Origin of the sequence: Olsenella absiana, assembly GCF_036408855.1 — a bacterium.
Lineage (GTDB): Bacteria > Actinomycetota > Coriobacteriia > Coriobacteriales > Atopobiaceae > Olsenella_K > Olsenella_K absiana.
This window is the reverse complement of sequence record NZ_JAZGJQ010000005.1, coordinates 63,767-76,430: the sequence shown is the minus strand read 5'-3', so window position 1 is coordinate 76,430 and position 12,664 is coordinate 63,767. Positions and strand designations below refer to the sequence as shown.

General features: G+C 68.4%; 10 protein-coding genes. 8 read left to right on the top strand and 2 right to left on the bottom strand.

Going from position 1 to position 12,664, the window contains the following annotated elements; translation table 11 throughout:
- Nucleotides 1–104 precede the first annotated feature (104 nt).
- The 6 genes from VXJ25_RS05945 to VXJ25_RS05920 all read left to right on the top strand — a co-directional run bounded on the left by VXJ25_RS05945 (nt 105) and on the right by VXJ25_RS05920 (nt 8,984).
- Nucleotides 105–767, top strand: coding sequence for a hypothetical protein (locus VXJ25_RS05945; RefSeq protein WP_330958298.1), 663 nt, complete (start codon nt 105–107; stop codon nt 765–767).
- A 258-nt stretch (nt 768–1,025) separates the two neighbouring features.
- On the top strand, nt 1,026–4,583 hold the full coding sequence (nifJ, locus tag VXJ25_RS05940) for a pyruvate:ferredoxin (flavodoxin) oxidoreductase (RefSeq protein ID WP_330958297.1): 3,558 nt from the start codon (nt 1,026–1,028) through the stop codon (nt 4,581–4,583).
- A gap of 340 nt (nt 4,584–4,923) precedes the next feature.
- Nucleotides 4,924–6,153 carry a hypothetical protein gene (locus tag VXJ25_RS05935; protein ID WP_330958296.1) on the top strand — a complete coding sequence of 410 codons (1,230 nt, stop codon included), beginning with the start codon at nt 4,924–4,926 and terminating at the stop codon, nt 6,151–6,153.
- A complete protein-coding gene (locus VXJ25_RS05930; protein WP_330958295.1) occupies nt 6,150–7,532 on the top strand; it encodes a GAF domain-containing sensor histidine kinase in 1,383 nt (460 codons plus the stop codon). Before VXJ25_RS05935 ends, VXJ25_RS05930 begins: the two co-directional genes overlap by 4 nt.
- A gap of 117 nt (nt 7,533–7,649) precedes the next feature.
- On the top strand, nt 7,650–8,369 hold the full coding sequence (locus VXJ25_RS05925) for a LytR/AlgR family response regulator transcription factor (RefSeq protein WP_330958294.1): 720 nt from the start codon (nt 7,650–7,652) through the stop codon (nt 8,367–8,369).
- A 114-nt stretch (nt 8,370–8,483) separates the two neighbouring features.
- Entirely contained in the window at nt 8,484–8,984 is a 501-nt protein-coding gene (locus VXJ25_RS05920) for a metallophosphoesterase family protein (RefSeq protein ID WP_330958293.1), read from the top strand.
- On the opposite strand, the gene VXJ25_RS05915 is transcribed toward VXJ25_RS05920, so the two are convergent.
- On the bottom strand, nt 8,981–9,757 hold the full coding sequence (locus tag VXJ25_RS05915) for a phosphatase PAP2 family protein (RefSeq protein ID WP_330958292.1): 777 nt from the start codon (nt 9,755–9,757) through the stop codon (nt 8,981–8,983). The two genes, VXJ25_RS05920 and VXJ25_RS05915, sit on opposite strands and share 4 nt — an antisense overlap.
- 3 nt (nt 9,758–9,760) lie before the next feature.
- The gene (gene trxA, locus VXJ25_RS05910; RefSeq protein WP_330958291.1) at nt 9,761–10,081 is read right to left on the bottom strand and encodes a thioredoxin; all 321 of its coding nucleotides are present in this window, start codon (nt 10,079–10,081) and stop codon (nt 9,761–9,763) included.
- Nucleotides 10,082–10,208: 127 nt separating this feature from the next.
- Between trxA and VXJ25_RS05905 the strand changes: the two genes are divergently transcribed.
- Nucleotides 10,209–10,772, top strand: coding sequence for a hypothetical protein (locus VXJ25_RS05905; RefSeq protein WP_330958290.1), 564 nt, complete (start codon nt 10,209–10,211; stop codon nt 10,770–10,772).
- Nucleotides 10,773–10,846: 74 nt separating this feature from the next.
- Complete coding sequence (gene pgi / locus VXJ25_RS05900; protein WP_330958289.1) at nt 10,847–12,532, top strand: glucose-6-phosphate isomerase; 1,686 nt, start codon at nt 10,847–10,849, stop codon at nt 12,530–12,532.
- Nucleotides 12,533–12,664: the final 132 nt, after the last annotated feature.

Here is a 12,664-nt window from a genome sequence, read left to right as displayed (position 1 = left end):
TCCTGGATTCGGGCGCGACCGCGCCCCCGAGTGGGTATACCGAAGTACATGGTAGACATCGTAGCGATTGGGCGCCGGCGCGGGCCGGTGCGGGGGAGGGGCGTATGTCAGAGGTCGACGAGGCCATGCAGGAGGGCTTCCAGCTGGGGAGGCCGGCGCTCGTGTGCAGGTGGAGGCTCGCCGGCGCGCGGCTCCCGATGGCCAACAGGCACATGCGGGCCCTCGGGGAGCGCGCAGTCCTGGGGTCGCGCCTCTCGGCGCAGCTGCTCGCCTGGGTCAAGCAGCACATCGAGTGGACGCTCGCGGACGGGGCGGCCGAGCATCCGGACGGCGTGCTCATGCTCGTGGTGGACGAGAAGGGCCGGGCGGCGATGAGCGTGGGGCCCTACGAGGGGCTGGCGTCGACGACGACGGAGGCCCTCGTCGAGCGCGCCCGCGCCTCCAAGGTGGAGGCCCTGCGCACCGGCGTCGCCCCCGAGACCCTCTGGGCCGTCTCCGGGGATGCGCTCGTGTGGGGCGCGGCTCCGCAGCGCCCCGCCTCCGCCACGGGCTCGCTGATGGGCGACCTTGCCCGCACGCTGGGGATCCCCGTCAGGAGGGACGACGCCCTCGCCGAGGAGGTGGCCGCCGACCCCGCCGCCTACGAGGAGGTCTTCCTCGTCTCGGACGAGCACGGCGTCGTGCCTGCCCGAGACGCCTCCGGCGCGCGGGCGCTGAAGTTCGCCCAGGGCTACGAGCGCCTGCTCGACAGGACCGCGCGCCTCTAGCCTCCCGGCGCCTTGCCGGCGCGGCATGACGGCCCCGGCCTGCCCCGTCGGCGCCCCATCCCGTCCGACCTCGCCTCGAGGCCTGGCCGGGATACCCCGGCGCGGTGCCCGCTGCATTGCGGGGGTGTGGTTGCTGTATCATGTGGAAAGCACTGTGTGGGGAGCATGGCGCACAGGCGGCCCCGGCCGATTACTGGGGTATGAACTCGTGATAGCCACCGGATCCTCGGTGGACCGTATCGCTTCGAAGGAGAGGATATGGCGAGAAAATTCAAGTCGATGGACGGTAACGAGGCGGCAGCCTACGTCTCGTACGCCTTTACGGAGGTGGCGGGCATCTACCCGATCACGCCGTCCAGCCCGATGGCCGACCACGTCGACCAGTGGGCAGCTCAGGGCAAGAAGAACATCTTCGGCACGCCCGTCAAGGTGGTCGAGATGGAGTCCGAGGGCGGCGCGTCCGGCACCGTTCACGGCTCGCTCGGCGCTGGCGCCCTCACCACCACCTACACGGCGTCCCAGGGCCTTCTCCTGATGATCCCGAACATGTACAAGATCGCCGCCGAGCAGCTGCCGGGCGTCTTCCACGTGTCCGCGCGTACCGTCGCCACCCAGGCGCTCAACATCTTCGGTGACCACTCCGACGTCATGGCCTGCCGCCAGACCGGCTTCGCCATGCTCGCCGAGGGCAACGTCCAGGAGGTCATGGACCTCGCCCCCGTCGCCCACCTCTCCGCCATCGAGGGCAAGGTGCCGTTCCTCAACTTCTTCGACGGCTTCCGCACCTCGCACGAGATCCAGAAGGTCGCCGTGTGGGACTACGCCGACCTCGCGGACATGTGCGACATGGACGCGGTCCAGGCCTTCCGCGACCACGCGCTCAACCCCGAGCACCCCGCCGCCCGCGGTAGCCACGAGAACGGCGACATCTTCTTCCAGCACCGCGAGGCCTGCAACAAGGTCTACGACGAGCTGCCGAAGGTCGTCCAGGGCTACATGGACAAGATCAACGCCAAGCTCGGCACCAGCTACCACCTGTTCGACTACTACGGCGCCCCCGACGCCGACCGCGTGGTCGTCTGCATGGGCTCCTTCTGCGACACGCTCGAGGAGGTCATCGACTACCTCAACGCTCACGGCGAGAAGGTCGGCCTGGTGAAGGTGCGCCTCTATCGCCCCTGGTCCGTCGAGGACTTCGTGGCCGCGCTCCCCGAGACGGTCAAGAAGATCGCGGTCCTCGACCGCACCAAGGAGCCCGGCTCCATCGGCGAGCCCCTCTACGAGGACGTCGTCTCCGCGCTCTACGAGGCCGGTCGCTCCGACCTGGTCGTCGTCGGTGGCCGCTACGGCCTCGGCTCCAAGGACGAGCCGCCCGCGGCAGCCTTCTCCGTCTACGAGGAGCTCAAGAAGGACCAGCCCAAGCGCGAGTTCACGATCGGCATCGTGGACGACCTCACCAACCTGTCCCTCCCGATGGACCCCGACGCCCCCAACACGGCCGCGGAGGGCACCATCGAGTGCAAGTTCTGGGGCCTTGGCGGCGACGGTACGGTCGGTGCCAACAAGAACTCGATCAAGATCATCGGCGACCACACCGACAAGTACGTCCAGGCCTACTTCCAGTACGACTCCAAGAAGACGGGCGGCGTGACCATCAGCCACCTGCGCTTCGGTGACAAGCCCATCCGCTCGCCGTACTACGTGACCAAGGCCGACTTCGTCGCATGCCACAACCCCAGCTACATCGTCAAGGGCTTCAAGATGGTCCGCGACGTCAAGCCCGGCGGCACCTTCCTGGTCAACTGCCAGTGGAGCGACGAGGAGTTCGCGGAGAAGATGCCTGCCGCCGGCAAGCGCTACATCGCCGAGAACAACATCTCCGTCTACCTGATCGACGCCATCGACCTGGCCGCCAAGGTCGGCATGGGCAAGCGCACCAACACGGTGCTCCAGTCCGCCTTCTTCGCGCTGGCCAAGGTCCTGCCCGCCGAGGACGCCCTGCAGTACATGAAGGACGCCGCGGAGAAGTCCTACGCCAAGAAGGGCCAGGCCATCGTCGAGGCCAACTGGAAGGCCATCGACGCCGGCGCCACCGCCTTCCACAAGTTCGACGTCCCGGCCGAGTGGGCCAATGCCACCGACGAGAGGAAGGAGGTCGTCCTCGAGGGCCGCGACGCCATCGTCAAGCAGGTCAAGGAGCTCCTCACCCCGATCAACCTCATGGACGGCGACTCCCTGCCCGTCTCCGCGTTCAAGGACAACGCCGACGGCCAGTGGGAGCTGGGCGCCTCCGCGTACGAGAAGCGCGGCACCGCCGTCATGGTCCCGCGCTGGGACGCCAGCAAGTGCATCCAGTGCAACACCTGCGCCTACGTCTGCCCGCACGCCACGATCCGTCCGGTCGTCATGAACGCCGAGGAGGCCGCCAAGGCGCCTGCGTCCATGAAGACGACTGAGCTCAAGGTCCCGAAGGACACCGGCTACACCTTCACCATCGCCGTCTCCCCGCTTGACTGCATGGGCTGCTACAACTGCCTGGCGGTCTGCCCCAAGAGCACCCCGAAGGACGGCGGCGCCCTCACCATGGTCCCGCTCGAGGAGGAGCTCGATCAGGCCGAGGCCTGGGACTACGGCGTGAACAAGGTCTCCGAGAAGTCCGAGCTCGCCAACGACAAGAACGTCAAGGGCTCCCAGTTCCACAAGCCCCTGCTCGAGTTCTCCGGCTCCTGCGCCGGCTGCGCCGAGACCAGCTATGCTCGCCTCGTCACCCAGCTCTTCGGTGACCGCATGTTCATCTCCAACGCCACCGGCTGCTCCTCCATCTGGGGCAACCCCGCGGCCACCTCGCCGTTCACGACCAACGCGTGCGGCCACGGCCCGGCGTGGAACAACTCGCTGTTCGAGGACAACGCCGAGCACGGCCTCGGCTTCGAGGTCGGCTACGAGGCGGAGCAGGAGCGCCTCGTCGCCCTCACCGAGCAGCTCCTCAAGGTCGAGGGCCTGCCCACCTCGCTGCAGGACGCCGCGACTGCGTGGCTCGAGAACCGCACCGTCTCCGGCGTCTCCCAGAACGCGTCCGCCGCGTTCGCCAAGGAGCTCGAGGGCGTCGACAACGACGTGGCCAAGAAGATCCTGGCCGACAAGTCCTACCTCTCCAAGAAGTCCTTCTGGATCTTCGGCGGCGACGGCTGGGCCTACGACATCGGCTTCGGCGGCCTCGACCACGTCCTGGCCTCCGGCCGTAACGTCAACGTCTTCGTCTTCGACACCGAGGTCTACTCCAACACGGGCGGCCAGGCGTCCAAGGCTTCCAACCTCGGCCAGGTCGCGCAGTTCGCTGCGGCCGGCAAGGAGACCAAGAAGAAGTCCCTCGCCGAGATCGAGATGTCCTACGGCTACGTCTACGTCGCGCAGGTCGCCATGGGCGCCAACCCGATGCAGACCCTGAAGGCCATCGCCGAGGCCGAGGCCTACGACGGCCCGTCCCTGGTCATCGGCTACAGCCCCTGCGAGATGCACTCCATCAAGAAGGGCGGCATGATGCACTGCCAGGAGGAGATGAAGCGCGCCGTCGACTGCGGCTACTGGAACCTCTTCCGCTTCAACCCCGCCGCTCCGGAGGGCAAGAAGTTCTCGCTCGACTCCAAGGAGCCGAAGGGCGGCTATCAGGACTTCCTGATGAACGAGGCCCGCTACGCGCGCCTGACCCGCGAGTTCCCGGGCCGCGCGGAGGAGCTCTTCGCCAAGAACGAGGAGGCCGCGATGCAGCGCTACGCGCACCTGCTCAAGCTCAAGGACATGTACGCCGACGCCTAGGCCATAGCCTAGGGGCTTGGGCGTAGACGTCCCGAGGTTCGTCGAGGGGCCGGGAGGAGAGATCCTCCCGGCCCCTCCTTCGTTTCGGGAGCGCGACTGCCATGGTGTGCGCCACCAGGTGCGTGACGTGGCGTCTGTAGGCTATGCTGCGCATCGGGGCGCCCCCACCCTTCCTATCGCGTTGGGTGTATCCTCTGCTATATATTTATGTGTTCTGGAGGCGGGCGCGCCCGCCGCCACCGCCGCGCGGACGGGTCCACGCAGCCGTCGCGTCCTGAAGAGCGCAGCGAGCGTCAGGGGCAGAATCGGGCTTTCGAGTTCAGAAGGGGCCTAGCTCAAGTTGAATCCCGCAATCGTCATCCCGACGTATTGGAAAGAGAACGACTCGGACGACGGGTCGACGCTGGTCGGCTCCTACGACCACGCGACGCCGATCACCAAGCCCGTCCCCGAGCTCGAGACCTGCCTGGAGTCGCTCGAGCAGGTGCGGGGCGTGCTCAGGGTGATCGTCCTGCTCGTCGCCCCGAGCTCCTGCGCCGAGGCGGCCCGTGCCCGCGTCAACGCCATCTGCAGGGCGCACCCAAACCTGAACCCCCTCATCGTCGGCCCCCGCGAGGCCGGCTACGTGATCAATGCCCTCCACGTCGTCGCCCCCAACCTCGAGGGGGAGACCGTCTCTCTGCGCGGCTACGGCGCGATCCGCAACATGGGCCTCGTCGTTGCGGCCACCCTCGGCCACGACGTCGTGGTCTTCATGGACGACGACGAGCTCGCCCTCGACGAAAACTTCCTCGTCGACGGCGTCTTCGGCCTGGGCCTGCTGACCCGTCAGGACCTGCCCGTCTCGGCCAAGAGCGGCTACTTCTACGACGCCAACGACTCTTGCCTCGCTGACGAGGAGAACGAGCGCTGGTGCGACCACTGGTGGACCAAGAAGCGGGAGTTCAACCAGTGGATGCGTCGTGCCCAGCAGTCGACGAGGATCTCGCGGTCCAACTACGTCTGCGGCGGCTGCCTCGCGATCCATGCGGACGCCTTCTGCCGCGTCGCCTTCGACCCCTACATCACGCGCGGCGAGGACCTCGACTACCTCTTCAACCTGCGCATGAACGGCATGGACATGTGGTTCGACAACCAGTGGGCCGTCAAGCACCTGCCGCCCCCGTCCACCTCGGAGGCCGGCAGGTTCATGCAGGACGTCTACCGCTGGACCTACGAGTGCGAGAAGATCGACGTCGCCAACCACCGGATCGGCCTGCACAAGGTCACGCCGGAGTCCCTCATGCCCTACCCGGGGCCCTGGATCTCGCCCGGCGTCCGCACCAAGATCTTCGTCACGTCGCTCCTGCGCTCGATCGCCGGGCCCGAGCGGCAGCGCTACTTCGACATCTGGCTCAAGTCCCGCGGCGAGGCAAAGAGCTGGGCCGCCCGCACGAGCGAGAGCTACCTCTCGTTCCAGACCTACTGGCCCGGCATGATGTCGCAGCTCTGGCGAGACGAGCCGCTTGCCGACGCGATTCTCGAGACCGGAACCCCGACCCAACCCAAGAGGAGGCGTCGGCGCAGATGAGGGCGCGACTGACGGAACATAGCGGAACCCTGGCGCTCGTCGTGTCCGTCGCGGTCGCCGTCTCGATGCTCCTGCTGCTCTCGTGGGGCATCTCGACTGGCAACCTCGTGGCCGCGATGGTGTCGGGCGCCTTCCTGGCCATAGACATCGTGCTGTCCGGCTCCGTCGTCATGGTGCCGGACAACCTGCGCTCGCAGGCGACGGAGCGCACGCTGCGCCTCGCGTCGAGCACCCTCGCGCACATGCGCGACGGCCTCACGCCGGAGAACTGCACCGCCGTCTGCCAGCTGCTCCTGCCCGAGACCCAGGCCTGCGCCATCTCCATGACGGACACGGAGTCCGTGCTTGCCTTCGTCGGCGACGCCGTGAGCCGTACCCACGTGGGCTCGCCCAACACGGCCCCGACCGAGGAGGTGCTCAGGAGCGGCCGCATGGAGACCTTCAGCTCGCGCGACCTCACCGAGCGCGCGGCGCGCGAGGACGCGAAGGGCCCCGCGCGCGGGCGCTCCTACACGGTCGACGGCTACCCCGCCGGCATCATCGTCCCCCTCGTCGTGAGCGAGAAGCCCGTGGGGACCCTCAAGCTCTACTACCATACGGCGCGCCAGATCGACCGCACGCAGCTGAGGATCGCGCGAGGCCTCGCCGACCTCCTCTCCACGCAGCTCACGGCCTACGAGCTCGACCAGCAGGCCGAGCTCACGGCGAAGGCGGAGGTCAAGGCCCTCCAGGCGCAGATCAACCCGCACTTCCTCTTCAACACCCTGAACACCATAGCCTCGCTCACCCGGACGGACCCGGCGCGTGCGCGCGACCTCCTGCGGCAGTTCGCCGTGTTCTACCGCCGCACGCTCGAGAGCTCGGAGTCGCTCATCCCGCTCTCGCAGGAGCTCGAGCAGACCAGGCGCTACCTCGGGATAGAGAAGGCGCGCTTCGGCGAGGCGCGCATCGTCGAGTCCGAGCACGTCGGGCCCGGTCTCGGCGACGTGATGGTGCCCGGCTTCCTCATCCAGCCGATCGTCGAGAACTCGGTGCGCCACGCCATGCGCGACGACGGACCGCTGCACATCGACATCCACGTCGCGCTCGACGGCGACGACGTCCTCATCGCCGTCGCGGATGACGGGCTGGGCATGGAGCAGGAGGTCGCCGACTCGCTGGCGGCAGAGCCCCGCCCCGCGGTCGGCGGGCAGGGCTTGGGTGGCGGGCAGGGCGCGGGAATCGCGCTCTGGAACGTCTCCGAGAGGCTCAAGCGCTTCTTCGGCGCGGGGTCGGGGCTCGAGATTCTCTCCAAGGTGGGGGAGGGCACCTGCGTGACGCTGCGCCTCGCCGGCGCGGCCCCCAAGGAGGGGTTCGACGAGGGGGTCCTTCTCGCCTGATGCCCGCCGGCGGGACCCGTGGGCGCGCACGCCCAATTCACCCTTTCGCCAAAACTCGGTTAGTGTATGCTAGTCGAGTTCGTATGCCTTTGCGAAGGCGGATTGGTGGGTGGTTTAATGCTGCGTGCAATGGTCGTGGACGACGAGGAGCCGGCTCGCTCCGAGCTGCGCTATCTGCTCGAGGAGACGGGCAGGGTGGACACCATCGTCGAGGCCACCAGCGCGAGGGAGGCCGTCGAGCGCCTCATGGAGAACCGTGTCGACGTCATGTTCCTCGACGTCTCCATGCCCAAGACCTCGGGCATGCAGCTCGCGGAGGCCCTCCACAAGCTGAAGAACCCCCCTGCCATCGTCTTCGTCACGGCCTACAGCGAGTACGCGGTCGAGGCCTTCGGCGTGGACGCGGTCGACTACCTGATGAAGCCGGTCGAGACGGACCGCCTCAACCAGGCGCTCGACAAGGTCCAGTCGCATGTGAAGCCGCAGGCCACGCCCCACTCCACGGTGGAGCGCATCCCGGTGGAGAAGGGCGGTCGCAAGGTCCTCGTCCCCGTCGACCAGATCCGCTACATCGAGGCTAAGGACGACTACTCCTGCATCTACACGGACAACGACCGTTTCCTCTCCACGATCTCGCTCGCCAAGCTCGAGACCAAGCTGGCGCCCCACGGGTTCTTCCGCGTGCACAGGGGCTACATCGTTAACCTCGCCTTCGTGGAGGACGTCGAGGTGGTCTCCGGCGGCATTCTGCAGCTGGGCATCAACGGCATCGAGGGCAAGAAGATCTCGGTCTCGAGGAGGCGCGTCGTCGCGCTGAAGCGCGCGCTCGGCCTCTAGCCCGGCCCACGCCACCCGAGGCGCCCCCGCGCCGGTGGCCTGTTCGCACCGGCCGGAGCGCGCTGGCCGGTGACCCGAGTACCCCGCAAGGGAGCGGTGAGTCCTTCCCCCAGCATGCGATACGACATCATCTCCGACACGCACGGCCACCTGTCCAGCGAGCTCCTCCGCGAGCTCGAGGGCGCAGACCTCATCCTCCACGCCGGCGACTGCTGCTCCGTGGACGACTACGAGAGGCTCCGCGGCATCGCCCGCGTCGCCATGTGCGTCGGCAACAACGACTACCACTTTGGCTACGGCCCCGAGGTCAAGCGCGTCACGCGCGTCTTCTCGTCGGGCCTGAGGTGGCAGATCTGCCACTACGAGGAGCGCCTCGACCTCAAGACCTGCGACGTCGCCGTCTGCGGGCACACCCACCGGCCGTTCGTGCGCCGCGCGGGCGACGTGCTGGTCGTGAACCCCGGCAGCCCGACCTACCCGCGGACCCAGCTGGGCCCCACCATGGTGCGCGTCATGGTGGACGAGGGGGACGGCACCGGCAGGGGCACCATCCTGAGCGCCGAGGTCATCCGGCTCACGGACCCCGAGCGGAGCGAGGGGCGCGCCTGGCGCTAGCGCCCGCCGTCGCGCCGGCCCTCGGCCTCTCGGTCGCCGTGGCGGTCGCCGCGCCGCCTCCGGACCTGGTCGGGATCCCCCTCCGAGGCCGGCTCCCGCAGCAGGAGCGGACAGACGAGCCTGGTGTAGACGGAGAGCCACGCGAGCGAGACGCAGAAGCCTGCGAGCACGTCGGACGCGTAGTGGACCCCCAGGTACACGCGGCTCGCGCCCACGCCGGCGATGATCAGGGCGAAGAGGACGCACCAGGCCCACCTGAGGCGCCGGTCGCGCTCGTGGTGCCAGACCATCCAGATGCACAGGCCGAAGAAGGCCATGGAGACCATCGAGTGGCCCGAGGGGAAGCTGTAACCGGACGCCGGGACGAGTCGGAAGCCGTCCGGCCTGGGGCGCTGGACGACCTGCTTCAGGATGACGTTCAGCGCGAGGGCGCCCGCGAGGTTGATCGCAGCTGCGAGGCCCGGGCGCCTGCCGGGGGCGAAGGCGGCGATGGCGAGGAGGACGGTCAGCAGGACCGCGGGGGTCGCGAGGTTGGAGAGCTGCTCCATGACTGCGGTTAGCGCGGGTCGGCGCACCCTGAAGACAAGCTCGGTGTAGACGGCGGAGTCGAAGCGCGCGAGCCCGGCGCTGTCGAGGTGCTCGAGGACGACCCAGAAGGCGACGAGGGCGCACGCGGCGAGCACGTAGTGCCAGCTCGCGGAAAGGGTGGGGTGGAGGTCTCCCCACGGCCGTCCGCCATGGGCCCGCGAGCGGTCGTCCTTATCGTCCGCCATGGCCTACAGGGCCTCCTCGATCTCGCGCTCGAGCTCCTCCTTGGGCATGTTGCCCACCATCGTCTTCACCGGCTGCCCGTTCTTGAAGAGGATGAGCGTGGGGATGGAGACGATCCGGAACTTGGTGGCGAGCACGCCCTCGTCGTCCACGTTGCACTTGTAGACGTCGAGCCTGCCCGCCATCTCCGCGCCGATCTGGTCGACCGTCGGCGCGAGGGCACGGCACGGCCCGCACCAGGTGGCCCAGAAGTCCACGAGCAGCGGGCGGGTGGCCGAGCCGAGGATCGAGCCGAAGGTCGCGGCGGTAATCTCCCTGGTTGCCATGGTATATCCTCCTCTTGTGCACCGTGGCCGTAGTCGGGGCCGGGTGCCTATGCTTATACCCTAAATCCGCGCCCCCGCACGGGCGGGCGCGGGGCGCGCGGAGGCCGCCGGGGTGCCAGGGAGGCGCATGGTGTCGGAGGAAGAGCAGCTGAGAAGGGCCCTGGTGGGCAAGGCGCGCGCGGAGGTCGCGTGGCTCGAGGGTGCGGGCGTGGTCATGCGTGGCAGTGCCTTCGCGGACATCGTCCTGCTGAAGGGCGAGCTCGACCCCGAGGAGCGCGCCGGCGACGGCTCGGGGCTGCTCGCGGGACGGGACGGCAAGGCGCTTCGGGCCTCGCTCGACCGGCTCGGCTACGCGCCGGAGGCCTGGGCGGCCGTGTCCTGCTGCGGCGCGGACGGCGTGACGCCGCTGGACGCAGGCCTCCTGCGCCGCGCGATCCTCACCATCTCGCCCCTCACGGTCGTCGCCACGGACGAGGCCGCCGCGCACGTGCTGCGCGAGGCCTACGCGGACGAGCTGGTGCTCATCGAGGACTTCAACCAGGCGATGCTCGCCCCGGGCTTCGTCGCCGTGGTCGACGGCATGCGGTTCATGAACCTCGGCGGCTTCGAGGCGGCCCTGGCGGACGACCACGAGAAGCAGGTCATGTGGGCGCGCCTCAAGCTGCTGCCCCCGCTCGGCGAGCCCTACTAGCCACCCCGGCGGCGCTACACTTAGGGGAGCAAATCCCCGCAGACCGAGCGCGGGGTCGGAGAAGGAGCCGGACTATGCCTAACGTACCTGCACCCATCGACGTGACCCAGACGCCCGAGTGGAAGGCCCTCGAGAAGCACTTCGAGGCCATGAGGTCCTTCTCGCTCAAGCAGGCCTTCGCGGACGACCCCGACCGCGTCAGGAAGCTCTCCTTCGACCTCGGGTCCCTGCACTTCGACCTCTCCAAGAACCTCGTCACGGACGAGACGATCGCCGACCTCGTGGCCCTCGGCAAGGCCGCGGGCGTCGAGTCGCGCTTCTCCGACATGGTCCACGGCGTCCACATCAACACGACCGAGGACCGCGCCGTCCTCCACACCGCCCTGCGCCGGCCCGCCTCCGACGAGGGCAAGCTCATCGTCGACGGCCAGGATACGGTCAAGGACGTCCACGAGGTGCTCGACCGCATGTACGCCTTCGCCGACCGCGTGCGCTCCGGCGAGTGGAGGGGCGTCACGGGCAAGGCCATCGAGACCGTGGTCTCCATCGGCATCGGCGGCTCCGACCTCGGCCCGGTCATGGTATACGAGGCGCTCAAGTCCCTGCCGCGCGCGGTGGACGTCCGCTACGTCTCCAACATCGACCCCAACGACGCGGCGGAGAAGCTCAAGGGGCTCGACCCGGAGACCACGCTCGTGATCGTCGTCTCCAAGACCTTCACCACCCTGGAGACCCTCACCAACGCGCGCGAGGTCAAGGCCTGGCTGCTCGACACCCTTAAGGCGCAGGGCGCCATCGACGGCGGCGAGGCCGCGGCCGCCGACGCGATCCGCCACCACTTCGTGGCCGTCTCCACCAACCTCGAGAAGGTCGAGGAGTTCGGCATCGACCCGGCCAACGCCTTCGGCTTCTGGTCCTGGGTCGGCGGCCGCTACTCCGTCGACGCCGCCGTCGGCCTCTCGCTCATCGTCGCCTACGGCAAGGACGTCTTCGAGGACTTCCTGGCGGGCTTCCACGAGGTGGACGAGTACTTCGCCACGACGCCGCTCGAGAAGAACGTCGTCGCCCTCATGGGCCTCGTGAACGTCTGGTACGTCAACTTCTACAAGGCCAAGAGCCACGCCGTGCTGCCCTATGACCAGTACCTGCACCGCTTCCCCGCCTACCTGCAGCAGCTGACCATGGAGTCCAACGGCAAGTCCACGCGCTGGGACGGCACCCCCGTCACGACCGAGACGGGCGAAATCTTCTGGGGCGAGGCGGGCACCAACGGCCAGCACGCCTTCTACCAGCTGATCCACCAGGGCACCCAGATGATTCCCGCGGACTTCATCGCCTTCGTGAACACCCCGAACCCCTTCAAGGACGGCGAGCAGGACGTCCACGAGCTCTTCCTGGGCAACTACCTGGCCCAGACCAAGGCGCTGGCCTTCGGCAAGACGGCCGACGAGGTGCGCGCCGAGGGCACCGCGGAGTGGATGGTCCCGGCCCGCGTGTTCTCCGGCAACCGCCCGACCACCTCGATCTTCGGTACCGAGCTCAACGCCCACACCCTCGGCAACCTGATCGCCCTCTACGAGCACATCACCTTCGTCGAGGGCACCGTCTGGGGCCTGGACTCCTACGACCAGTGGGGCGTCGAGCTGGGCAAGCAGCTCGCCAAGCAGATCACGCCCGCCTTCCACGACGACGAGGCGCTCTCCGGCCAGGACGCCAGCACCAAGGCGCTCATCGACTTCTACCGCAAGAACCGCAGGTAGGAGCCAGAGCGACCGACGCCGCCGCGCCATGCCGACAGGCGGCCCGCGCGGCGCCCCTGAGGGAGGCCCCGCTCCGGCGGGGCCTCTCCTTCCTTTTGGCGCCTGCCGGCATCGACTCTACCGGAGGTCCGA

Excerpts from the sequence above, each read along its gene's own strand:
- VXJ25_RS05945 (WP_330958298.1), top strand. The coding sequence starts at position 105 with ATGTCAGAGGTCGACGAGGCCATGCAGGAGGGCTTCCAGCTGGGGAGG.
- nifJ (WP_330958297.1), top strand. The coding sequence starts at position 1,026 with ATGGCGAGAAAATTCAAGTCGATGGACGGTAACGAGGCGGCAGCCTAC.
- VXJ25_RS05930 (WP_330958295.1), top strand. The coding sequence starts at position 6,150 with ATGAGGGCGCGACTGACGGAACATAGCGGAACCCTGGCGCTCGTCGTG.
- VXJ25_RS05925 (WP_330958294.1), top strand. The coding sequence starts at position 7,650 with ATGCTGCGTGCAATGGTCGTGGACGACGAGGAGCCGGCTCGCTCCGAG.
- VXJ25_RS05920 (WP_330958293.1), top strand. The coding sequence starts at position 8,484 with ATGCGATACGACATCATCTCCGACACGCACGGCCACCTGTCCAGCGAG.
- VXJ25_RS05915 (WP_330958292.1), bottom strand. The coding sequence starts at position 9,757 with ATGGCGGACGATAAGGACGACCGCTCGCGGGCCCATGGCGGACGGCCG.
- trxA (WP_330958291.1), bottom strand. The coding sequence starts at position 10,081 with ATGGCAACCAGGGAGATTACCGCCGCGACCTTCGGCTCGATCCTCGGC.
- VXJ25_RS05905 (WP_330958290.1), top strand. The coding sequence starts at position 10,209 with ATGGTGTCGGAGGAAGAGCAGCTGAGAAGGGCCCTGGTGGGCAAGGCG.
- pgi (WP_330958289.1), top strand. The coding sequence starts at position 10,847 with ATGCCTAACGTACCTGCACCCATCGACGTGACCCAGACGCCCGAGTGG.